This is a genomic window from Pseudomonas sp. S3E17, assembly GCF_024168685.1.
Lineage (GTDB): Bacteria > Pseudomonadota > Gammaproteobacteria > Pseudomonadales > Pseudomonadaceae > Aquipseudomonas > Aquipseudomonas marginalis.
Genome location: NZ_JALJWE010000001.1, coordinates 5,931,871 through 5,953,306, shown reverse-complemented (window position 1 = coordinate 5,953,306; position 21,436 = coordinate 5,931,871). Strand labels below are relative to the sequence as shown.

The following is a 21,436-nucleotide window of genomic DNA, read 5'->3' as shown; positions in this document are numbered from 1 at the left end:
TGGCAAACTCCTCCCACATTTGATTGCCTGCACCTTAAGCCCGCCTTCGCCTCGCCCTGCGCCCTATCCCCCGTTATACTTGCCGGCTTTCCTGAATATATGCCAACTAGGGTCCCGCCGCGCATGGATAAGACCTACCAGCCGCACGCTATTGAAACTTCCTGGTACAACACCTGGGAGTCCGAGAACTATTTCGCTCCGCAAGGCGCGGGCGAGTCCTACACCATCATGATTCCGCCACCGAACGTCACTGGCAGCCTGCACATGGGCCATGGCTTCAACAATGCGATCATGGATGCGTTGATCCGTTTCCGCCGTATGCAGGGCCGCAACACCCTGTGGCAACCGGGTACCGACCACGCCGGTATCGCCACCCAGATGCTGGTGGAGCGCCAACTCGAAGCCACTGGCCAGAACCGTCACGACCTGGGTCGCGAGAAATTCCTGGAAAAAATCTGGGAGTGGAAAGACCAGTCCGGCGGCAACATCAGCCGTCAGATCCGTCGCCTCGGTTCGTCCGTCGATTGGAGCCGCGAGCGCTTCACCATGGATGACGGCCTGTCGGAATCGGTGAAAGAAGCCTTCGTGCGCCTGCATGAAGACGGCCTGATCTACCGCGGCAAGCGTCTGGTCAACTGGGACACCAAGTTGCACACGGCAATTTCCGACCTTGAAGTGGAGAACCACGACGAGAAAGGTTTCCTGTGGAACCTCAAGTACCCACTGGCGGACGGTGCCAGGACCGCTGAGGGCAACGACTACCTGATCGTCGCCACCACCCGTCCGGAAACCATGCTTGGCGACGCCGCCGTCGCGGTCAACCCGAACGACGAGCGCTACCAGGCACTGATCGGCAAGTTCGTCGAGTTGCCGCTGGTAGGCCGCCGCATCCCGATCATCGCCGACGATTACTGCGACCCTGAATTCGGCACCGGCTGTGTGAAAATCACCCCGGCCCACGATTTCAACGACTACGAAGTCGGCAAGCGCCATAACCTGCCGCTGTTGAATATCTTCGACAAGAATGCCGCCGTGCTGCCGGCCTGCCAGGTGTTCAACCTGGACGGTACGCTGAACGAGAGCATTGATGGCAAGATCCCGGCCGAATACGCCGGCCTTGACCGTTTCGAAGCGCGCAAGCAGATCGTTGCCGCCTTCGACGCTGCCGGCCTGCTGGTCAGCGTCGACGACCACGCCCTGAAAGTGCCGAAGGGCGACCGCTCCGGCACCGTGATCGAGCCGTGGCTGACCGACCAGTGGTACGTGTCCACCAAGCCCCTGGCCGAGCCGGCGATTGCCGCCGTGGAAGACGGCCGTATCCAGTTCGTGCCCAAGCAGTACGAAAACATGTACTTCTCGTGGATGCGCGATATCCAGGATTGGTGCATCAGCCGCCAGCTGTGGTGGGGCCATCGCATTCCGGCCTGGTACGACGAGTCGGGCAAGGTCTACGTGGGCCGCGACGAAGCCGAAGTACGTGCCAAGCACAACCTCGGCCCGGACGTGGCGCTGCAACAGGACAACGACGTACTGGACACCTGGTTCAGCTCGGGCCTGTGGACCTTCTCCACCCTGGGCTGGCCGCAGCAGACCGAATTCCTGAAGAAATTCCACTCCACCGACGTGCTGGTCACCGGCTTCGACATCATTTTCTTCTGGGTTGCCCGGATGATCATGCTCACCATGCACTTGGTGAAGAACGAGGACGGCACGCCGCAGGTACCGTTCAAGACCGTGTACGTGCACGGCCTGGTGCGGGATGGCCAGGGCCAGAAGATGTCCAAGTCCAAGGGCAACGTCCTCGACCCGCTGGACATCATCGACGGCATCGACCTGGAAACCCTGGTGCAGAAACGCACCTCGGGGCTGATGCAGCCGAAACTGGCGAAGAAGATCGAGAAGCAGACCCGCGATGAGTTCGCCGACGGCATTGCCAGCTACGGCACCGATGCGCTGCGCTTCACCTTCTGCTCGCTGGCGTCCACCGGTCGCGACATCAAGTTCGACATGGGCCGCGTCGAAGGCTATCGCAACTTCTGCAACAAGATCTGGAACGCCGCGCGCTACGTGCTGGACAAGGGCGAAGACTGCGGCCAGAACGGCGAGGCCATCGAACTTAGCCTGGCCGACCGCTGGATCATCTCGCAATTGCAGCGCACCGAAGCCGAAGTGACCCGTCAACTCGACCAGTTCCGTTTCGACCTGGCCGCACAGGCCTTGTACGAGTTCATATGGAACCAGTATTGCGACTGGTACCTGGAACTGTCCAAGCCCGTACTGTGGGACGAGAACGCGCCGATCGAACGTCAGCGCGGCACCCGTCACACCCTGGTACGCGTGCTCGAAGTCGCCTTGCGTCTGGCGCATCCGTTCATGCCGTTCATCACCGAAGAAATCTGGCAGCGCCTCGCGCCGCTGGCCGGCAAAGACGGCAAGACCATCATGCTGCAACCTTGGCCGGTGGCCAACGAAGCACGTATCGACGAGGCGGCCGAAAGCGACATCGAATGGCTCAAGACCCTGATGCTCGGCACGCGCAACATCCGCGCCGAAATGAACATCGGCCCGGGCAAGCCCCTGGCGGTATTCGTGAAGAACGCCAGCGCCGAAGACCAGCGTCGTCTCACCGAGAACGATGCGCTGCTCAAGAAGCTGGCGAAGCTGGAATCGATCACCGTATTGGCGGATGGCGCCGAAGCGCCACTGTCAGCGACCGCACTGGTCGGCGACATGGAAGTGCTGGTGCCGATGGCCGGCTTGATCGACAAGGGCGCGGAACTGGCCCGTCTCGACAAGGAAATCCTGCGCCTGCAAGGTGAAGTGGCGCGGGTGGGCGGCAAGCTGTCCAACGCGGCATTCGTCGACAAGGCACCGGCTGAAGTGATCGATAAGGAACGCGCCAAGCTGGCCGAGGCCGAACAGGCTTTGGGCAAGCTGGCGGAGCAACATGCGCGGATTTCCAGCCTGTAAGGGGCAATCCGTGTGAAAAAAGAGACCTTCGGGTCTCTTTTTTTGTGCTTGCGGTCAATGTGGGAGGGGGCTTGCTCCCACATTTGACCGAGTTATCCTCGGGAATGTGTGACAATGGCCGCCACTTTGAGCCAACACCAGAATCATCATGACCGCCCCCACTACGCCCAAACCTCCACGCAAGAAGCCTAAGACCGCAGCCACGGCCAAACCCGTCGCGCCGCGCAAAGAGGCTACCCTGCACCCACGCAACCGCCACACAGGCCGTTACGACTTCCAGGCGTTGATCAAGACCACGCCGGAACTGGCGCAATTCGTGATCATCAACCCCTATGGCAAAGAGAGCATCGACTTCGCCAGCCCGGACGCGGTGCGGGTGTTCAACCGGGCGTTGCTCAAGGCCTTCTATGGCATCCAGCATTGGGACATCCCGGCGGATTACCTGTGCCCGCCCGTACCGGGACGTGCCGACTATGTGCACTTCCTCGCCGACCTGCTGGCCAGTGTCAACGAGGGCAAGATCCCGCGCGGTTCAATCGTCAAGGTGCTGGACATCGGCATGGGCGCCAACTGCGTCTACCCTCTGATTGGCTATATGGAGTACCGCTGGAACTTCCTCGGCTCGGAGGTCGACCCTATCGCCGTGGCCGCCGCCAAGGCCATCGTGCAGTCCAATGACCTGAGCAAGGTCATCCAGTTGCGCCAGCAGGAAAACCCCAAGCACATCCTGCTGGGCCTGCTGGAACCGGGTGAGCGTTTTGACCTGACCATGTGCAACCCACCGTTCCATGCGTCCATGGACGAAGCCACCAAGGGCAGCGAGCGCAAGTGGCGCGCCTTGGGCCGGGCCGATCCCAAGCGCAAATTGCCGGTGCTCAACTTCGGAGGCCAATCGGCCGAGTTGTGGTGTGAAGGCGGTGAAGCGCGCTTCGTGACGCAGTTGATCGCCGAGAGTGCGCACTTTGCCCACAAGGTGTTGTGGTTCAGCACCCTGGTGTCAAAAGCGTCAAATTTGCCCGCGATCGAGACCGCCCTGAAAAAAGCCGGCGTGCTGGAAAGCCAGGTGGTGGAAATGTCCCAGGGCCAGAAGCAGAGCCGTTTCGTGGCCTGGACCTTCCAGACCAAGAACGAACAGCAGATCTGGCGCCAGCGCTGGGTGCGCTGACGCCAACCTGTAGGAGCGAGCTTGCTCGCGAAAAACGCCAAGACACCGCATTCATCCGGGATGGCCGCGTTATCGTTAACGGCCTTCGCGAGCAAGCTCGCTCCTACAGGTAAAAAATCGCAGGCAACAAAAAACCGTGCCCGGATCGCTCCGGAGCACGGTTTTTTTTTGCTGCGTCTTACTTGTTAACAGCGTCGGTCAGGCCTTTGGCCACAACCAGCTTGATAACTTTCTTGGCAGCGATTTCGATGGCAGCGCCAGTCGAAGGGTTACGGCCAGTACGGGCAGGACGCTCGGTCACTTTCAGTTTGCCAACGCCTGGCAGAGTGATTTCGCCGCCGTTTTCCAGCTGGTCAGCAACAACTTGGCTCAGTTGGTCCAGCAGTGCGCGCACGGTGGTTTTCGGTGCGTCTACTGCTTCAGCCAGGTCAGCGATCAGTTGGTCTTTAGTAATAGCCATTGTGGTGTTCCTTCCCTATCAAATTCATATGGATTGCAGAGTGCAGTGTCAGCCGTCGAGCCCGACCGTCATGGCCTGGCACCCCCGGCTATAACCACGGAGATCGGGGTTATAGATGCTTGAAACGGGGATTGGTTCGACCTGACAGATGCTGAATGCACGCTTATCGCCGAGACTTGGCGTAAGACGGGGCAAAACTAGCACAGAGACGGGGAAATATCCGCTTCTACCTACCCATTTGGTCAGCTTTATCGCTCTAAACCGTGAAAAAAAGGCATATGCCTCGTCGGAGAGCATCCAAAATGCCCTTCGACGCGTGTCTTGACCAATGGGTGCGGTACACTGGGCGACTTTTCGGGGAGGCCGACCGCTCCCCTTCAACCAGCCGAGAAGCCCATGCCGATCCGTCATTGCATCGTCCACCTGATCGACAAAAAACCCGACGGCACACCCGCAGTTCTCCACGCCCGCGACTCCGAGCTCGCCGAGTCGGCCGCCATCGAGAACATGCTTGCCGACCTCAACGAGAGCTACAACGCCAAACAAGGCAAGGCCTGGGGTTTCTTCCATGCCGAATCCGGCGCGCACCCGTTCAGCGGCTGGTTGAAGGAATATTTCGAGGGTGGCCAGGATTTCACCACGTTCAGCCGCACCGCCGTCGAACATCTGCAAAAACTGATGGAAGAGTCCAACCTCTCCACCGGTGGCCACGTGCTGTTTGCCCACTACCAGCAAGGCATGACCGACTACCTCGCCATCGCCCTGCTGCACCACAGTGAAGGCGTGGCGGTGACCGACGAGCTGGACGTCACCCCGTCGCGCCACCTGGACCTGGGCCAGTTGCACCTGGCAGCGCGTATCAACGTGTCCGAGTGGCAGAACAACAAACAGTCCAAGCAGTACATCTCGTTTATCAAAGGCAAGAACGGCAAGAAGGTCTCGGAATACTTCCGCGACTTCATCGGCTGCCAGGAAGGCGTCGACGGCCCGGGCGAGACGCGCACCCTGCTCAAGGCCTTCAGCGACTTCGTCGAAAGCGAAGACCTGCCGGACGAATCCGCCCGCGAAAAAACCAAGACCCTGGTGGATTACGCCAGCAGCCAGGCCAAGCTCGGCGAGCCCATGGGCCTTGAAGAGCTGTCGGGCCTGATCGATGAGGATCGGCCCAAGGCGTTCTACGACCATATCCGCAACAAGGACTACGGCCTGTCGCCGGAAATCCCGGCGGATAAACGCACCCTCAACCAGTTCCGCCGCTTCACCGGACGCGCCGAGGGCCTGTCCATCAGTTTTGAAGCGCACCTTCTGGGCGACAAGATCGAGTACGACGAAGCCGCCGGTACCCTGATCATCAAGGGCCTGCCGACCCAACTGACCGACCAGCTCAAGCGCCGCAACTGATGCTCGGCGGGGTCCTCAAGAAAGTCCTGCTGGTGTTGCTGGTGGTGGTGGTTATCCAGAACTGGGGCAAGATCGAGCGCCTGTTCAACCCTTCCCAGGTGGTGCCGGAGCAGACGCGAGCCTCGGCGCGGGTGGTGCTGTATGCCACCGAGTGGTGCGGCTACTGCAAGCAGATCCGCCGCTTCCTCGACCAGAAGGGCATTCCGTACCAGGCCGTCGATATCGAGAAGGACGCCAAGGCGCGCAAGGCATATGAAGCGCTGGGCGGTGGCGGGATTCCGTTTGTGGACGTGAACGGCACGCTGATTCGCGACTACAACCCTGACGCGATCATGGCCGCGCTGAAGTAATCAGCGCACCACGATTACCCGCCCCAACAGACTGTGCTGCTCGAACCCCAGCACCGCTTGCAAGGCGTTGAGTACCGCCTGCGGGTCCTTGCTCGGGAAGCTGCCGCTGACACGCCTGGCGCCCATCGCTTCGTTGAGCAGCAGGATGCGGCCAGGGTAGTAACGCCCCAAGTCCTTGACCACATCGGCCAGCGGTGCCTTGTAGTAGTTGAGCCAGCCATCCCGCCAGGCCAGGCGGGATTCGCTGTCGACCGCGTGCAAGGGATCGGCGCTGCCATCGGCGTAGGCCACTTGCTGGCCCGCCGTCAGAATTTGCTGCGGGCCCTGTTTCGACGCGGTCACGCCCACCCGCCCCGACAACACTGTTACCTCGGCCCCCGCCGGTTGCAGGCGCACTTCGAACTGCGTCCCCAGCACCCGCGCTTCGCCGCCGCCCGCCTCGACCACAAAGGACTCGCCGGTATGGGTGACGCTGAAAAAACCTGCACCGCGACGCAATTGGATATGCCGCTCACCGTGGCTGAAGTCCACGGCAATGGCGCTGTCCGCATCCAGCGTGACCCGGGATTGATCGGCCAGGGTGACGGTCTTCACTTCTCCCGGTGCGCTCACGTAATCGGCGCCGAAGTCATCGATCCAGCGCGAAGGCTGCCAACCGGCGCCCATGGACACCATCAATACCAGGCATGCCGCCAGGGCCAAGGCGCCGGACCAGCGCACCACCCGCGAGCGCCTAGGGGTGTTCATCGCATTGAGGTAGCCCTGCAGTGCCAGCGCGTCCTCATCCGCCAGTTGGCGTGCCGGCACTTCGCTCAACTCCCAGAGCACCTGGGCCTGGGCATAGGCTTCGACGTGCGCAGGATCTGCCCTTAGCCAGCGGCTGAACGTGGCCTGGTCGCCACTGCTGGGCTGGTCGTGCAACAGGCTCAGCCAGGCCAGTGCGGCTTGTTCCTGGTCAGGCGTGGGGGTCGGATTCACGGTGCTTTCCCTGGCGTGCGCGATGGCGATGGTTCGCGAAGGCTGGCTTTGCAGGCTTCGAGGGCACGCATCATATGTTTTTCCACGGCGCTTTGGGACAGGCCCATGGCCTTGGCGATTTGCGCGTACTTGCGCCCATGAATGCGGTTGAGCAGGAAGATCTGCCGGGTGCGCTCCGGCAGGCTGCGCAGAGCGGCTTCGACATGCCGCAGGTCGTTGCCCGCCTCGAGCGCCGCCTGGGGTTCGGAGCCCTGGTTATCCTGCTGCTCCGGCAGCCAGCCTTCACTGCTGCGCACCCGCGCGCCTTCGCTGCGCAGGTGGTCGATGGCGATATTGCCGGCGCAGCGCAACAGGTAGGTGCTGAGTTCTTCGACCTGCACCAATGGCCGACGCCAAAACCGCAGGAACAGGTCCTGCACCAGGTCGGCCGCCGTGGCGCGGCACCCGACACGTCGGCTCACCAACGCTTCCATCTGCGAACGCTGGGACAGGAACACCTGCAGGAAATGCGCACGCCCACCCGCCGCGTCAGCCTGGGGGCTGTCCTGGGAATCGGGTGGGGTGCTGATCATCATGGCCGCGGCTCAGAACGTTGCGAAGGCGGCAACAGGGCTGGCCAGCAGGCCGACGCCTGCCAGGAGCAAGGCCAGCCTTGGCCGATACGGCAACAACAGCACCAGCAACAGGGCGCTGAGCATCAACACCGCGCACCATTCCACCAGGCCCAGGCCCCAACCGGCGACAGCCACGGCGGGCCAGATCGAGACGGTCAGCAGCAGCCAACCGATGACGCGCAAAGCAATACGCCGCCGAGGCGATGGCCTGCTGTGCAGCAGTTCGCCGTGGTGACGGTCGGTGGACAGGCACAAGGCGGTAAACCCGGCGTAACACATCAGCAGCGCGAGGAGCATTCAGTTCGCCTCCTGCTTGAGCTGCAGCGGCCGCGCCCGTTCGGTCTTGGCCTGCGGGGCCTTGCGGTGCTGCATCTTCCAGGCTGCCCAGGCGAGGAACACGCCGCTGGCCAGGCAGGTCAGGTCGAAGCCGGCCATGGCCCAGTCGCCCGTCGCCAGTGAAGCGCCCAAGTGCTGCGACGTGGTCAGGGCATTGAGCAACGGGATGGCGGCAAACAGCAGTGCTGCGACGCTCAATTGCTCAACCCAACCCTGGCGGCCCCGGCGCAGGATCGCGTGCAACAGGCTCAGGCCCCAGGCGATAAAGAAGGCCTGCACTTCCCAATCGGAGCGCCCGGCGAAGCCCACCGGCAATAAACGGTTGGCCCAGAAGAAGGCTGCAATGGCGATCAACAGCCCGGACATGCTGGCGATGTTCAGCACGTCTACCAGCCGCAATTCAAACGGCATCACGCCGCTTTTTGCATGTTTGAGTTGCCGCTTGCCGAGCCAGATCACCAACCCCGTGCCGATCATCGCCGTGCCCGCCAGGCCGCAGATAAAGTACAACCAGCGCAGCACCGGACCGGCGAAATGGCCCATGTGCAGGCCATAGAAGCTGCCGCCGATCGCCGCCGGCAGCGATTGTTCAGCACTGACCCGCAACAACTCACCAGTGTTGCCGTTGAACGACACGGTACTGCCGAAGTCATGCACCACGCGGTCGGAGCTGGCACGGGACAGGTTCACCGAAGCGTTTACATCACTCGGGTTGTTCACCGCCAACCGCCCGACATGCCCACCCGCCCACTGCGCCCTCGCCTGCTCGTACATCGGCAGCAATGACAGCAGTCGGCCAGGCTGACCCAACGCCGGCGCATTATTGGTGGCGGGGAACACGTCATTGAAGAAGGCCCGGGTGTCGTTGCCATAGGAAGCCACGATCGGCGCCGGCATCACCATGCTCATGAAAATAACCAGGCTGCTGTAGGTGATCATCAGGTGGAACGGCAGCACCAGCACACCCACCGCGTTATGCCCGTCGAGCCAGGAACGCTGGCCTTTGCGGGGGCGGAAGGTGAAGAAGTCCTTGAAGATTTTCTTGTGGGTGATGATGCCCGTGATCAATGCCACGAACATCACCATCGCTGCAATGGTCGACAGCCAGCGGCCCCACGGGTAAGGCATTTGCAGCTGGAAGTGGAAGCGGTAGAAAAAATCCCCGCCCATGCTTTCCCGGGCCTCTACGGCTTGCCCGCTCACGGGGTCGAGGGTTTTCTGAATGAAATTGCCGCGTTTGCCGGGGTCGACCTTGTCTTGCCACATCACAGACAGGCCAGGGTCGCGGCTATCCGGCAAAGTGATGAACCAGCGTGCGGCCGTGGGTGCGACCTTCTGCAGGTAGTCCTGGGCGACACTCAGGCTGCGCGCATCATCCAGGGGATGGGCCTGCACTTCGGGTTGCATCCAGTGAGTGATCTCATCCTTGAAATAGGCCAGGGTGCCCGTCAGGAAAATCGCAAACAGCAGCCAGCCAAAGATCAGCCCGGCCCAGGTGTGCAACCAGGCCATGGCCTGGCGAAAGCCCTCTTTCATGTGCGTGCCATCCACAAGCCCACGCCCGCCAGGGTGGCAAACGCCGCACTCGGCAGCATCACGCCGCACCACGCGCGCCATGCCGTACGGCAGGCGAAGCACCACAGCACTGCCAACAGGTAGAACACGAACGAACTCATCATCCCGGTGATCACCGCATCGGCGCGGGAGACAGGCATCCACAGCGCCAGGCAGATACTGGCCAGGGACGCCATCAGGTAACCGCCGACCACAGCGGCGAGCACCCGCGATGTGACAGCGAGGCGATAGGAGGCGGGCAGTGAGGTTTTGCTTTTCATGCAGGAGGCGCCAGGGTCATCAGCGCGCAATATTAATGATAAATATTCTCATAAGCAAAACAGAACGGATGAAACACCTGCCTTCACGCATTGCCGAACGGTTGGCGGCGCCCTACAATGCGAACAATTCTTGTTCTCTAAAGCATGCCCATGCTTGTGGAGTGTTTGCGTTGCAACCGTCCAACCCTGTCGAAGTGCTCTACAACGACCATCACCACTGGCTCACCGGCTGGTTGCGACGCAAGCTCGGCTGCCCGGAAAGTGCGGCAGACCTGGCGCAGGACACCTTCATCCGGGTCCTGACCGCACGGGAGGCGCCAACGCTGATCGAGCCCCGCGCGTTCCTCACCACGGTCGCCAAGCGTGTGTTGTTCAACTTCTACCGCCGCCAGGACCTGGAACGCGCCTACCTCGACGCCTTGGCGCAGATGCCTGAGCAGGTAGCGCCATCAGAAGAAGAGCGCGCGATCATCCTGCAAACCCTGCTGGAGCTGGACCAGTTGCTCGACGGCTTGCCCACCCAGGTCAAACGCACGTTCCTGCTGGCCCAGCTCGACGGCCTGACGTATGCGCAGATCGGTGCCGAACTGGGCATCTCCATCGCCACCGTCAAGCGCCACCTGAATAAAGCCGCCCTGCGCTGCTATTTCGCCCTATGAATGTCTCGACCCAGGTTGCCGAACAGGCCGTGCACTGGCTGATGGAAATGCAGCAAGGCGCGCTCAACCCACGCCAGCAGGCGGCCTGGCAACAATGGCTGAATGCCCATAGCGAACATCAGCGCGCCTGGGACCATATCCAGCGCGTCAACCAGCGCCTGCGCGGCATGCCCTCGCCCCTGGCCCACGCGGCGTTGGGCGCGCCGACCGCCACCAGCCGGCGCCAGGCGCTGAAGTTGTTGCTGATCCTCGGCGCCGGTTCGGCCGCCGCCTGGAGCCTGCGCCAGCAGCATATCCTGCCGCCGTTGACCGCCGACTACCGCAGCCCCGTCGGCCAACGGCGCAAGGTGCAACTGGCCGACGGCAGCCAGTTGCAACTCAATACCGGCAGCGCCGTGGATGTGCATTTCGACGGCCGGCAACGGCTGATCCGCCTGCTCGAAGGCGAGATCCTGCTCACAGCCAATGCCGGCAGCATGCCGCTGCAGGTGTTGACCGGCCAGGGCCTGCTCAGCAGCCAGGCGGCGCGCCTGAATGTGCGCCAGTTCAACGACCACACCCAACTGGCGGTCTTCGACGGCCGCGTCGAGGTGATGCCCAACACCTACAGCGGCCTGCCCCTGACGGTCGACGCGGCACGCCAGGTCAATTTCACCCGTAAAGGCTGGGACACCCCGCGACCTACCGATGCCAACAGCGGCGCCTGGGCCGACGGCATGCTGGTGGCCGCGCATATGCGCCTGGAGGACTTTCTCGCCGAACTGGGCCGCTACCGCCGTGGCCAGCTCCATTGCGATGCGCAGGTCGCCAACCTGCTGCTGTCCGGCAGCTACCCGCTGGACGACAGCGAACGCATCCTCGACCTGCTGGAGGTCAGCCTGCCGGTCAAGGTGCGGCGTTTTACCCGCTATTGGGTGAGCGTCCAGGCACGTGTATAAATTATTTTCAGCCACCGTGAGCCGTTTTCCGCACCTCGCGTGACAGAGAAGGAAAGCCACCTTGATCCTTCCTTCTCAGGACCGCCCTTCATGCCCCAGCAACCCACCCTTCTCGCCCGCACCTTGCGCCAACTGCTGCTGGGCGCCAGCCTCAGCCTGACCGTACTGCCTTGCGTGATGGCGGCCGATACCAAGCCGTATCACATCGCCCCAAGCTCGCTGGAAGCAGCCCTGAACCAGTTTGGCCGTGAAGCCGGCGTGTTGATTTCCTTCGGTTCCGAAGTCACGGCGGGCATGCAGAGCCGTGGTTTGTCCGGCAGCTACAGCGCCGCCGAAGGCCTGCAGAAGCTGCTGGAAGGTACCGGCCTGCAAGCCCGCGCCGAAGGCGACAACGCCTACAGCCTGCAACCGGCAACGACGCCGGCGGCTGTCGAGTTGGCGACCTCCAGCGTGGTCGGCGACTGGCTCGGCGATGCGGCGCAAACCAATGTCTTCGAACACCCCGGCGCCCGTGACGTGATCCGCCGCGAAGCGTTCGAACGCCAGGGCGCCACCCAGGCCAAGGACGTGCTCAACCGCATCCCCGGCGTCAACGCTCCGGACAATAACGGCACCGGCAGCCACGATATGGCGCTGAACTTCGGCATTCGCGGTCTCAATCCGCGCCTGGCCTCGCGCTCAACGGTACTGATGGACGGCATCCCGGTGCCCTTCGCACCTTACGGCCAGCCGCAGCTGTCGTTCGCACCGATCAGCATGGGCAACATGGACGCCGTGGACGTGGTACGTGGCGGCGGCGCGGTGCGCTATGGCCCGCAGAACGTCGGCGGCGTGGTCAACTTCGTGACCCGCGCGATCCCGGATGCACCCACCGTCAAAGGTGGCTTGCAGACCGAAACCAGCCCATCTTCCAGCCATGACGGCTTCAAGACCACCGGCAACCTGCTGGCCGGCGGCACTGCCGAGAATGGCCTGGGCGGCGCGATTTTGTATTCCGGCACCCGTGGCGGCGACTGGCGCGAAAACAGCAACACGCGCATCGACGACCTGATCCTCAAAGGCAAATACCAGCTCGACGACGCCAACAGCTTCAACGCCATGGCGCAGTACTACGAAGGCCAGGCCGATATGCCTGGGGGCTTGAACGTCGCGGACTACAAGGCCGATCCGTATCAGTCCACCCGCCCCTACGACAAATTCTGGGGCCGCCGTACGATGTTCAACGTCGGCTATCGCTACGAGCAGGACCGCCGCGAATTCACCGTCAACAGCTTCTTCACCAAGACCCTGCGCAGCGGCTACCTGGACCAGGGCACGTTCCTGTCGCTGTCGCCGCGCGAGTATTGGGTGCGTGGCGTGGAAACCCGTTTCGCCCAGGGCTTTGACCTCGGCCCGACCAGCCATGAAGTGGGCGTCGGCTACCGCTACATCAACGAAGCCGGCCACGAGTTGCGCTACCGCACGCCGATTTCCGCCAACAACCAGCAAATCCCCAGCACCGACAGCCGCAACGACCGCGACACCCGCGGCGGCACCGAAGCCAATGCGTTCTTCGTCGATGACCGGATTGATATCGGCAAATGGACCATCACCCCGGGCATCCGCTACGAGATGATCGAATCCCAGCAGAGCAACAACCTGACCAACGTCAAATACAAAGGCGACTACAACACCGCGCTGCCGGCGTTGAACGTGCTCTATCACCTGACCGACGACTGGAACCTGTACGCCAACACCGAAGGTTCATTCGGCAGCGTGCAGTACAGCCAGATGCCCAACCGTGTGACCAGCGGTGAAGTGAAACCGGAAAAAGCCCGCACCTGGGAACTGGGTACCCGCTATGACGACGGCACCTTGCGCGCAGAGATCGGTGCGTTCCTGATCAACTTCGACAACCAGTATGAAAGCAACCAGACCAACGACTCGGTGATCGCCCGCGGCGAAACGCGCCACCAGGGTATTGAAACCAGCATCAACTACGCCCTCGATGGCTTGAGCCCGGCGCTGGCCGGTTTCGATGTGTACGCTACCTACGCCTACGTCGACGCCACCATCCGCGAAGACGGCCCGAACAAAGGCAACCGCGTGCCCTTCTCGTCCAAGCACAAAGGCACCCTCGGCGTGGGTTACACCGAAGGGCGCTGGAAACTCAATGTGGACAGCAGCTATCAGAGCAGCCAGTTCGCCGACAACGCCAACACCCAGGCAGAAAGTGCTGACGGCGCCAACGGTCGAATTCCCGGCTACATGCTGTTCAGCAGCCGCGCAGCCTATGACTTCGGCCCGCAACTGTCGGATCTGAATGTGGCGGTCGGCGTGAAGAACATCTTCAACACGCAGTACTTCACCCGCTCGTTCGACGACAACAACAAGGGCAAATACGTGGGTGAGCCGCGTACGCTGTACGTGCAGACCTCCATCGCGTTCTAACTGCCCGCCAGGCAACTGGGGGTGGCGGCGACCAGAGCGTCGATTGCACAACGGGTCTTGGCCGGCATATGCGCGGCTGTCGGCCAGATCACATGGATCGGCGCGGGTTGCTCGCGATAGCCGGGCAACACTGCGACCAACTGCCCCCGCAGCACATAGTGCGCAATCAACCAACTCGGCAACCAGGCCAGGCCGACGCCCGCGATGGCGGCATCGGCCACCGCCTGGAGGTCGTCCATCATCAACGGCGAGGCCACGGGATTGCGCTGCGAGGTCGTGCTGCGATAGGCAATGCCGCGATGGCCGGCAAGGTCTTCGATGCATTCAATCGGCCCGACGCGCTGCAAGTACGCCGGTGACGCCGCCAGCCCAACGGCCTGTTCGCCCAGGCGACGTGCACTGAGGCGGTCGGTGTCGGGCAGCGGGCCGATCCGCACGGCGACGTCGAAGCCTTCCTGTGCCAGGTCCACCAGCCGATCGGCGAAGCTGATCTCGATCTCCAGTTCCGGATAGCGCGCCATCAACCCCCACAATGCCGGGGCCGCGTAGTGATGCCCGAAGGCCAGTGGCAAGCTGGCCCGCAAGCGGCCGCGTGGCTGTTGCCGGCCGCTTTCCAGCACCGATTCGGCCGCCTCGAGTTCCGCCAACGCGCGCAGGCAATGCTCGTAGTACGCCTGGCCGTCCTCGGTCAGCCGCTGGCGGCGGGTGGAGCGCTGCAACAGGCATGTGCCCAGGCGCGCTTCCAATCGCGCCAGGCCCTTGCCGACCGCAGAGCGGGTGAGGTTCAGCCGTTCGGCGGCCTCGGTCAGGTTGCCGCTTTCGACGATGTGCAGAAACAGCTCAACGCCATCAAAACGCGGTGTCGTCATGGCTCGATTGTCGCCCTTAATTCCCCTATGAGCGGAAAACTTATCACGAATAACGAAACAGATTCCCCTGAAAATAACGCGACACTTCATCCACAGGAGAATCCTATGCCACCCGCCGCCACGTTAACCACCGCCAGCCCCCCGCGTACCGCCAGGAATGGGCTGGCCCTCACGGCCGTGTGCCTCGTCGCCCTGATGTTCGGCCTGGAGATTTCCAGCGTGCCGGTGATCCTGCCGACGCTCGAGCGAGAGTTGGGCACGGGCTTCCAGGACGCCCAGTGGATCATGAACGCCTACACCCTGGCCTGCACCAGCGTACTGATGGCAGCGGGCACATTGGCCGACCGCTTTGGCCGTCGCCGCATGCTGGTGCTGTGTCTCTGGGTGTTTGGCCTGGCTTCACTGGCCTGCGGGCTGGCCGAGGATCCCTCGCTGCTGATCACGGCGCGGTTTGTCCAGGGCATCGGTGCCGGGGCGATGATGATTTGCCAATTCGCCATCCTCTCGCACCTGTTCCGCGAACCGGCAGCACGGGCACGGGCGTTTGCGATATGGGGCGTGATTGCCGGCGTGGGCCTGGGCTTCGGGCCGATGATCGGCGCATTGATCCTGGCGGTGGCGGATTGGCGTTGGGTGTTCCTCGTACATGTGCCGCTCACCCTGTTCACCCTGCTGCTGCTGCGCATCAGCGTGCAGGAGTCCCGCGACCCGGCCGCCCATCGCCTGGACATCGCCGGCATGCTCACCCTGACCCTGTCGGTGTTTGCCCTGGTGTACTTCATCACCCAAGGCAGCGAACACGGTTTCGGCACACCGGCCATGCTCGGTTGGGCGGCGTTGTCGGTGCTCGGCCTGCTGCTGTTCATCACGGTCGAGCTTCGCAGTGCGCACCCGATGTTCGACTTCTCGGTGTTCCGCATCCCGCGTTTCAACGGCGCATTGATGGGCTCGATCGGCATGAACTTCAGCTTCTGGCCGTTCATGATCTACCTGCCGTTGTACTTTCAGGCGGGCCTGGGTTACGACACCTTGACCACCGGCGCCGCGCTGCTCGCCTATACCCTGCCGACCTTGCTGGTACCGCCGCTGGCCGAGCGCCTGGCCCTGCGCTATGGCGCCGAACGCATCATCCCCCTCGGCCTGGGCCTGATGGGCGCAGGCTTTCTGGCCATGGCCGCCGTCAACGGCGCCGAGCACCCACGTATCGGGCTGGTGCTGCTCAGTTGCGTGATCGCCGGCGCAGGCCTGGCGCTGACCAACTCGCCCACCACCAATACCACCACCGGCTCGGTATCGGCCGACCGCGCGGGCATGGCCTCCGGCATCGACCTCAGTGCGCGGCTGATCACCCTGGCGCTCAACATTGCCCTGATGGGCCTGGTGCTGTTGCTGGGGATCAGCCATCAGTTGGCCGAGATGCTGCCCGCCACCACGGCAATGGAGTGGCCGGCCATCAGCCAGAACATTGCCGCAGGAAAGTTGGAGTCGATGGGGCTGGCAGCCAACGATGCCCAGGCGGCACTGCGCCACGGCGCCGGTTGGGCGATGCTGTTTGCCGGGTTGGGGGCTGGGGGGCTGGCGCTGTTGAGCCGGTATTTTTTCCGACGCGGCGCCTGAACGAAAACGGGCCTGCAGATGCAGGCCCGTTTGCAGGGGGTGAAAAGAACGTCAGCCGTTGATGACCGCGTTTTCGTTTTCCAGGAATTCCTGTTCCAGCGCGTCTTCGTTCACTTTGTTGATGGGCTGGTTTTTCGCGGCAGCGCGGGGCTTGCCTTGCAGTCGACCAAACAGATGTTCCAATGCGTGATCCAGCTTGGTGGCCGCGCTGTCAATCGCTTGTTCCAGGGTATCGCCCTTGGCGGACACCGACAGCGGTTGATGGCCTTTTGGCCGCGCTTCCAGTCGGCAACTTAAATCGTGGGGACCGGGCTTGTCGCCGTTCTCATCCCGCAGGTAGACCTCCACTCGGGTCAGGTCTTCTTCATAACGTTCGAGCGTGCTCTCAATGGTAGTACGTACCCACTCCTCCAGTCGGATGCTGCTTTCAATATGGTTATCGCTATTGACTTGGATTTGCATAGTTCTTCCCTTATTTCAGCTAGCTCGCGAGAGGTCACAAACTGCAACACCGGGGTGGTGAAACCATGACCTCTTGATTACACAATTGAGCAGTCAGAGAAACATTTCAACCCCTTTGCAAAGATAAATCCCACATTACAAATTAACCCTGACGACGAGCAGAAACACTGTTAGGGTGGGGAGTTAGTTACATCTTCTTACACCCCGCAATCCTCACAATTGCCCCTTCCCCAGCGGGTGCAAGGCGCGAAAAATACCTGCTTCCTCCACCAGCCAGTCATGCACCGCGCGCACGCCGGGATGGTTCAGGGCACCCGGTGCATACAGCAGCACATAACGTTTGTGGTTGGGCACCGCGAGGCCGAACGGCACGATCAAGGTGCCGCGTTCCAGCTCATCATTGAGCAAGGTGCGTCGTGCAATCGCCACGCCCATGCCGGCGATGGCGGCCTCGATGGTCAGGTGGTTGCGGTTGAAGGTGTGGCCACGGCGTACATCGGCGACGTGATAGCCAATGGCATTCAGGTAGAACTCCCACTCCGCATACTCATAACTCCCACGCCAGGCGGTAATGTCATGCAGCAGCGGGAAATGCACGAGATCGGCCGGACCGTGCAAGGGCGGTCGCCCCCGCAACAGGCTGGGGGCGCAGACCGGGAAAATTTGCTCATCCAGCAGGGCTGTGGATAACAGGCCAGGGTAGCTGCCGTCGTTGAGGTCGATGGCCAGGTCAAAGTCGCCTTCGTGCAGGGCAATGCTGCTGTCCTCGGCGACCATGCGCAGTTGGATATCCGGGAAGCGCTGCTGCAAGCGCGGTAAGCGTGGGGTCAGCCACTTGCCGAGAAATGATGGAATCGAGCGCAGGCGAAGCGTGCCGCTGATCATCCCCGCATCCAGCCGCTGCAACTCGGCGTCGATGCTGCCGTAGGCCTCCCCCACCGTTGCCGCCAGGCGCTGGCCCTCGGCACTCAGCTCCACCCCCCGTGCCCGTCGATGAAACAGCCGAAACCCCAGGCGCTCCTCCAATTGGCGGATTTGCTGGCTCACCGCCCCCGGCGTGATGTGCAGTTCTTCGGCGCAGCGGGTGAACGACAGATGCCGTGCAGCGCAGGAAAACACGTGCAACCAGACATAAGTCTGGCCATGGAGAGGGCGAGCCATAGGGTTTAGTCCTGCTAAAGGGTGTCTTAGGATAATTCGTTGGTCAGTGCCGATCCAGAAGCTCAGTATCGCGCCAATTGCGCTCGTCCTACAAAACATGGCAGCGATTCCTACTCCATTGCTTGTAAGGCTTTAGCATGGCTATCAGTGTTTTCGATCTATTCAAGGTGGGCATCGGCCCTTCCAGCTCCCATACCGTCGGCCCCATGCGCGCGGCGGCGACATTCGCCCAAGCCCTGAGCGACCAGCACTTGCTGAGTGAAACGCGCCGGGTCGAAGTGCGCCTGTATGGCTCGCTGTCCGCCACCGGTGTAGGCCACGCCACCGACCGCGCCTGCGTCATGGGCCTGATGGGCGAATGGCCGGATCAGGTCGATCCCACTTCGATCAACACGCGAATCCAACAGCTGCGCGAGTCCGGACGGTTGTTGCTGGCCGGTCAACAGGAAATTGCCTTCAACTGGCACAGCGACCTCCTGCTGCTGGACGAAAGCCTGCCCTACCACCCCAACGCCATGTCCCTGCACGCCTACGGCGACAACGGCCTGCTCAGCGAGCAGACCTATTATTCGGTGGGTGGCGGTTTCATCATCGAAGCCGCTGAAGCGGCCTCGGGCATCGCGCCGGCCAGCGATGTGCAATTGCCTTATGACTTCTCCAGCGCCGTCGAGCTGCTGGCCCTGTGCAACAAGCACGGCCTGCGGGTTTCCGAATTGATGATGGCCAACGAACGCGCCTGGCGCAGCGAAGAACAGATCCGCAGCGGCCTGCTGCATATCTGGTCGGTGATGCGCGAATGCGTGGAGCAAGGCTTGCGCGATGAAGGCATCCTGCCCGGTGGCCTGGACGTGCCACGGCGCGCGGCTAAATTGCACCGCAGCCTGTTGGAAATCGGCAAGCCCAATGTAATTACCTCGACCTTGTCGGCCATGGAATGGGTCAACCTGTTCGCCCTCGCCGTCAACGAAGAAAATGCCGCGGGCGGGCGCATGGTCACGGCACCGACCAATGGCGCAGCGGGGATCATCCCGGCGGTGCTGCACTACTACATGAAGTTCAATGCCGACGCGTCTGACGACGACGTGATCAATTTCTTCCTGGCCGCTGCAGCCGTCGGCATTCTGTGTAAGAAAAACGCCTCGATCTCTGGTGCCGAAGTCGGTTGCCAGGGCGAAGTCGGTTCAGCCTGCGCCATGGCCGCCGCCGGCTTGGCCGACATCCTCGGCGCCACCCCCGAGCAACTGGAAAACGCCGCCGAAATCGGCCTGGAACACAACCTCGGCCTGACCTGCGACCCGGTCGGCGGCCTGGTGCAGGTACCGTGCATCGAGCGCAATGCCATCGCCGCGGTCAAGGCCATCAACGCCACGCAAATGGCCCTGCGCGGTGACGGCAAGCATTTCATTTCCCTCGACCGGGTGATCCGCACCATGCGCGATACCGGCGCCGACATGCACGACAAATACAAAGAAACTTCACGGGGCGGCCTGGCGGTCAGCTGGGTGGAGTGCTGATTGCGCTGTCTGCGATCGTTTTTTCCGTGTTGCCCTGAAACGGATCACCGATCTCAATAACAACATAGAACCCATGTGGGAGGGAGCTTGCTCCCGATAGCGGTGCATCAGCCAAGTATTCATTGACTGATGCACCGCTATCGGGAGCAAGCCCCCTCCCACACAAGGAGCTCATTGTTTGACAGATCGCTGTACGGCACGCCCTTTGCTGTACAGCTCATGAGGTAAACGGAATTTGTACCACCTCAGCGACGGAGTGGCCGGTTGTCAGGCAACGCGAACTAATCACGACACCGGTCGTCAATGACTGCATGTTCTTATCAGGCGGTAACGCACCATGGACAATCCTTTTCAGATCATCACCGACACCTTCACCCCAAAATACCGCGTCAACCTGAGCATCCAACGGCTCGACGGCAGCATCATGCTCACCCTCTCGGACGAGACGGGCGTAGTGGCCAAACGCATGATCAGCGCCGAACAACGCAACGACCCGCAACGGCTCAAACGCCTGGTGCAAAGCATTCAATTCGGCATTGCCATCGAGCAGGGCCACAGCGCCATGGAGATCCTGGCGGTGATGACGGACGGCGACAGCCACAAATTGTTGCAGCGGCCGCCGACCCGCGCCCTGCCCTTCAGCGTCGGGCTTTAAAGCTCACCCTTCTCGGTCTCAAGGCTCGCCTCGCCCTTGCGACGCGGGCCTTCGACCTTCACCGACGGGAACGCCGACGACGCGTAGCGCACCACCAGAATCGCAAACGCCAACAGCAGAATCCCGCCGCACAGGTAGATGATGCCGAGGTCGGGCGGATTGTGGTGGGACACGTTGGAGATCAACAGACGCGTCAGCGCGGTGATCGCCACGTAGATCAGGAAGCGCACCGGCATGTGGTTGGTCTTGAAGTAAATCCCGACCATCGCGCCCAATTCCAGGTAGATGAACAACAGCAGGATGTCATCGATCTTGATGTGCCCGTTCTCCAGCATCCCCAGAAATTCCATCACCGCCGCCCAGGCGGTCACCGCACCGATGGCGAACAACGCCAGGTAATGGAACGACTCGACAAACAGGTTACCCAGGGACTCGGCCAGCCCATGGACTTGATGGCGCAGCTTTTCGGCCCAATTAAATTTCACGATGGTGCTTCCTTAGGTCGGTTCGACCGGATAATGCGGGTTGGACGTGACGGTTGTTCTGCATGCAGAAAAAAGGCCAGAGGCGGGTATAAGATGATGGCGGGGTGACATGAGACACGCCTGACCTGTATTTACGGGCTACATTAAAAAACTGCTATCCAAACCCCACGGTTTGGCTTACCCTTTTAGCTGTATATAAATACAGTAGTCGCAAAAGACAACTATCGTGAAGGCATGTGAGGTGGTGAATGGCCGTCGAAGTGGTATACCGCAGCAGCCGAGATCTGGAGCGTTTGTTCATGGATAAAGCCGAAGCTGACCGTCATGACAAGATGCTTGAACTCGCTGAGTTGCTCGCAGAAGTGTTGCAAAAAGCCGTGCCGTCCCTGAGCGAGCAACAGGTGGAGGAAGCCGGGATCTACATGGCGAAGAATCGCGATGTGTTTGCCAAGGCGTTCAAGAGCCAGCCGGACGCACTGTCCGAGTTGCTGAACGCACCGGCGGAATAAAGCCCGAATTGAACAGGCCCTGTGTCCA

The 21,436-nt window shown here is 61.8% G+C and carries 21 protein-coding genes; 11 read left to right on the top strand and 10 right to left on the bottom strand.

What is annotated here, in order from left to right; genetic code table 11:
• Positions 1 to 123 precede the first annotated feature (123 nt).
• Entirely contained in the window at positions 124 to 2,970 is a 2,847-nt protein-coding gene (locus J3D60_RS26895) for a valine--tRNA ligase (RefSeq protein WP_253493403.1), read from the top strand.
• A 148-nt stretch (positions 2,971 to 3,118) separates the two neighbouring features.
• Positions 3,119 to 4,135, top strand: coding sequence for a 23S rRNA (adenine(1618)-N(6))-methyltransferase RlmF (gene rlmF / locus J3D60_RS26890; protein ID WP_027604671.1), 1,017 nt, complete (start codon positions 3,119 to 3,121; stop codon positions 4,133 to 4,135).
• A gap of 178 nt (positions 4,136 to 4,313) precedes the next feature.
• On the opposite strand, the gene J3D60_RS26885 is transcribed toward rlmF, so the two are convergent.
• A complete protein-coding gene (locus J3D60_RS26885; protein WP_003188840.1) occupies positions 4,314 to 4,595 on the bottom strand; it encodes an HU family DNA-binding protein in 282 nt (93 codons plus the stop codon).
• 396 nt (positions 4,596 to 4,991) lie between these two features.
• On the opposite strand from J3D60_RS26885, the gene yejK reads away from it, so the two are divergent.
• Complete coding sequence (yejK, locus tag J3D60_RS26880; protein ID WP_012722392.1) at positions 4,992 to 5,996, top strand: nucleoid-associated protein YejK; 1,005 nt, start codon at positions 4,992 to 4,994, stop codon at positions 5,994 to 5,996.
• On the top strand, positions 5,996 to 6,346 hold the full coding sequence (locus J3D60_RS26875; RefSeq protein ID WP_065938631.1) for a glutaredoxin family protein: 351 nt from the start codon (positions 5,996 to 5,998) through the stop codon (positions 6,344 to 6,346). The genes yejK and J3D60_RS26875 overlap by 1 nt, the downstream gene beginning before the upstream one ends.
• Here the strand turns inward: J3D60_RS26875 and J3D60_RS26870 are convergent, their stop codons facing one another.
• Genes J3D60_RS26870 through J3D60_RS26850 form a run of 5 tightly spaced genes read right to left on the bottom strand, consistent with a single transcriptional unit; the run spans position 6,347 to position 10,109 of the window.
• Positions 6,347 to 7,324 (bottom strand): FecR family protein, encoded by a 978-nt coding sequence (locus tag J3D60_RS26870; protein ID WP_253493401.1) that lies wholly within the window; start codon positions 7,322 to 7,324, stop codon positions 6,347 to 6,349.
• The gene (locus J3D60_RS26865; protein ID WP_027604674.1) at positions 7,321 to 7,899 is read right to left on the bottom strand and encodes an RNA polymerase sigma factor; all 579 of its coding nucleotides are present in this window, start codon (positions 7,897 to 7,899) and stop codon (positions 7,321 to 7,323) included. The genes J3D60_RS26870 and J3D60_RS26865 overlap by 4 nt, the downstream gene beginning before the upstream one ends.
• Before the next feature lie 9 nt (positions 7,900 to 7,908).
• The gene (locus J3D60_RS26860) at positions 7,909 to 8,235 is read right to left on the bottom strand and encodes a DUF3325 domain-containing protein (RefSeq protein WP_253493398.1); all 327 of its coding nucleotides are present in this window, start codon (positions 8,233 to 8,235) and stop codon (positions 7,909 to 7,911) included.
• Positions 8,236 to 9,810, bottom strand: coding sequence for a PepSY domain-containing protein (locus J3D60_RS26855; RefSeq protein ID WP_253493395.1), 1,575 nt, complete (start codon positions 9,808 to 9,810; stop codon positions 8,236 to 8,238).
• Positions 9,807 to 10,109 carry a DUF3649 domain-containing protein gene (locus J3D60_RS26850; RefSeq protein WP_065938627.1) on the bottom strand — a complete coding sequence of 101 codons (303 nt, stop codon included), beginning with the start codon at positions 10,107 to 10,109 and terminating at the stop codon, positions 9,807 to 9,809. Before J3D60_RS26850 ends, J3D60_RS26855 begins: the two co-directional genes overlap by 4 nt.
• Before the next feature lie 170 nt (positions 10,110 to 10,279).
• Between J3D60_RS26850 and J3D60_RS26845 the strand changes: the two genes are divergently transcribed.
• The 3 genes from J3D60_RS26845 (at position 10,280) to fecA (ending at position 14,136) form a co-directional block, all read left to right on the top strand.
• Positions 10,280 to 10,768 (top strand): sigma-70 family RNA polymerase sigma factor, encoded by a 489-nt coding sequence (locus J3D60_RS26845; protein ID WP_253493392.1) that lies wholly within the window; start codon positions 10,280 to 10,282, stop codon positions 10,766 to 10,768.
• Positions 10,765 to 11,706: a FecR domain-containing protein gene (locus tag J3D60_RS26840; RefSeq protein WP_253493390.1), complete on the top strand. Its 942-nt coding sequence runs from the start codon at positions 10,765 to 10,767 to the stop codon at positions 11,704 to 11,706. Before J3D60_RS26845 ends, J3D60_RS26840 begins: the two co-directional genes overlap by 4 nt.
• Before the next feature lie 90 nt (positions 11,707 to 11,796).
• The gene (fecA, locus tag J3D60_RS26835) at positions 11,797 to 14,136 is read left to right on the top strand and encodes a TonB-dependent Fe(3+) dicitrate receptor FecA (RefSeq protein ID WP_253493387.1); all 2,340 of its coding nucleotides are present in this window, start codon (positions 11,797 to 11,799) and stop codon (positions 14,134 to 14,136) included.
• Here the strand turns inward: fecA and J3D60_RS26830 are convergent.
• Entirely contained in the window at positions 14,133 to 15,005 is an 873-nt protein-coding gene (locus J3D60_RS26830; protein WP_065938623.1) for a LysR family transcriptional regulator, read from the bottom strand. The genes fecA and J3D60_RS26830 overlap by 4 nt on opposite strands.
• Before the next feature lie 105 nt (positions 15,006 to 15,110).
• On the opposite strand from J3D60_RS26830, the gene J3D60_RS26825 reads away from it, so the two are divergent.
• Entirely contained in the window at positions 15,111 to 16,622 is a 1,512-nt protein-coding gene (locus J3D60_RS26825) for an MFS transporter (protein WP_253493384.1), read from the top strand.
• 51 nt (positions 16,623 to 16,673) lie between these two features.
• On the opposite strand, the gene J3D60_RS26820 is transcribed toward J3D60_RS26825, so the two are convergent.
• Both J3D60_RS26820 and J3D60_RS26815 read right to left on the bottom strand, forming a co-directional pair.
• Positions 16,674 to 17,084, bottom strand: coding sequence for an HPF/RaiA family ribosome-associated protein (locus tag J3D60_RS26820; protein ID WP_027604683.1), 411 nt, complete (start codon positions 17,082 to 17,084; stop codon positions 16,674 to 16,676).
• Positions 17,085 to 17,297: 213 nt separating this feature from the next.
• Positions 17,298 to 18,245, bottom strand: coding sequence for a LysR substrate-binding domain-containing protein (locus tag J3D60_RS26815; RefSeq protein WP_065938621.1), 948 nt, complete (start codon positions 18,243 to 18,245; stop codon positions 17,298 to 17,300).
• Between the two features lie 137 nt (positions 18,246 to 18,382).
• On the opposite strand from J3D60_RS26815, the gene J3D60_RS26810 reads away from it, so the two are divergent.
• Together J3D60_RS26810 and J3D60_RS26805 are read left to right on the top strand one after the other, a co-directional pair.
• On the top strand, positions 18,383 to 19,759 hold the full coding sequence (locus J3D60_RS26810; protein WP_253493382.1) for an L-serine ammonia-lyase: 1,377 nt from the start codon (positions 18,383 to 18,385) through the stop codon (positions 19,757 to 19,759).
• 337 nt (positions 19,760 to 20,096) lie between these two features.
• Entirely contained in the window at positions 20,097 to 20,414 is a 318-nt protein-coding gene (locus tag J3D60_RS26805; RefSeq protein ID WP_065938619.1) for a DUF3509 domain-containing protein, read from the top strand.
• Here J3D60_RS26805 and J3D60_RS26800 read toward each other — a convergent pair.
• Positions 20,411 to 20,899, bottom strand: a complete 489-nt coding sequence (locus tag J3D60_RS26800; protein WP_027604688.1) for a phosphate-starvation-inducible protein PsiE — start codon at positions 20,897 to 20,899, stop codon at positions 20,411 to 20,413. The two genes, J3D60_RS26805 and J3D60_RS26800, sit on opposite strands and share 4 nt — an antisense overlap.
• 248 nt (positions 20,900 to 21,147) lie before the next feature.
• Between J3D60_RS26800 and J3D60_RS26795 the strand changes: the two genes are divergently transcribed.
• Positions 21,148 to 21,408 carry a YebG family protein gene (locus tag J3D60_RS26795; RefSeq protein ID WP_012722374.1) on the top strand — a complete coding sequence of 87 codons (261 nt, stop codon included), beginning with the start codon at positions 21,148 to 21,150 and terminating at the stop codon, positions 21,406 to 21,408.
• Positions 21,409 to 21,436: the final 28 nt, after the last annotated feature.

Bases quoted from the DNA above. Each gene is read 5' to 3' on its own strand.
- J3D60_RS26875 (WP_065938631.1), top strand. From the start codon at position 5,996: ATGCTCGGCGGGGTCCTCAAGAAAGTCCTGCTGGTGTTGCTGGTGGTG.
- fecA (WP_253493387.1), top strand. From the start codon at position 11,797: ATGCCCCAGCAACCCACCCTTCTCGCCCGCACCTTGCGCCAACTGCTG.
- rlmF (WP_027604671.1), top strand. From the start codon at position 3,119: ATGACCGCCCCCACTACGCCCAAACCTCCACGCAAGAAGCCTAAGACC.
- J3D60_RS26825 (WP_253493384.1), top strand. From the start codon at position 15,111: ATGCCACCCGCCGCCACGTTAACCACCGCCAGCCCCCCGCGTACCGCC.
- J3D60_RS26850 (WP_065938627.1), bottom strand. From the start codon at position 10,109: ATGAAAAGCAAAACCTCACTGCCCGCCTCCTATCGCCTCGCTGTCACA.
- J3D60_RS26810 (WP_253493382.1), top strand. From the start codon at position 18,383: ATGGCTATCAGTGTTTTCGATCTATTCAAGGTGGGCATCGGCCCTTCC.
- J3D60_RS26805 (WP_065938619.1), top strand. From the start codon at position 20,097: ATGGACAATCCTTTTCAGATCATCACCGACACCTTCACCCCAAAATAC.
- J3D60_RS26830 (WP_065938623.1), bottom strand. From the start codon at position 15,005: ATGACGACACCGCGTTTTGATGGCGTTGAGCTGTTTCTGCACATCGTC.
- J3D60_RS26885 (WP_003188840.1), bottom strand. From the start codon at position 4,595: ATGGCTATTACTAAAGACCAACTGATCGCTGACCTGGCTGAAGCAGTA.
- J3D60_RS26855 (WP_253493395.1), bottom strand. From the start codon at position 9,810: ATGAAAGAGGGCTTTCGCCAGGCCATGGCCTGGTTGCACACCTGGGCC.
- J3D60_RS26895 (WP_253493403.1), top strand. From the start codon at position 124: ATGGATAAGACCTACCAGCCGCACGCTATTGAAACTTCCTGGTACAAC.
- J3D60_RS26840 (WP_253493390.1), top strand. From the start codon at position 10,765: ATGAATGTCTCGACCCAGGTTGCCGAACAGGCCGTGCACTGGCTGATG.
- yejK (WP_012722392.1), top strand. From the start codon at position 4,992: ATGCCGATCCGTCATTGCATCGTCCACCTGATCGACAAAAAACCCGAC.
- J3D60_RS26815 (WP_065938621.1), bottom strand. From the start codon at position 18,245: ATGGCTCGCCCTCTCCATGGCCAGACTTATGTCTGGTTGCACGTGTTT.
- J3D60_RS26820 (WP_027604683.1), bottom strand. From the start codon at position 17,084: ATGCAAATCCAAGTCAATAGCGATAACCATATTGAAAGCAGCATCCGA.
- J3D60_RS26795 (WP_012722374.1), top strand. From the start codon at position 21,148: ATGGCCGTCGAAGTGGTATACCGCAGCAGCCGAGATCTGGAGCGTTTG.
- J3D60_RS26860 (WP_253493398.1), bottom strand. From the start codon at position 8,235: ATGCTCCTCGCGCTGCTGATGTGTTACGCCGGGTTTACCGCCTTGTGC.
- J3D60_RS26865 (WP_027604674.1), bottom strand. From the start codon at position 7,899: ATGATGATCAGCACCCCACCCGATTCCCAGGACAGCCCCCAGGCTGAC.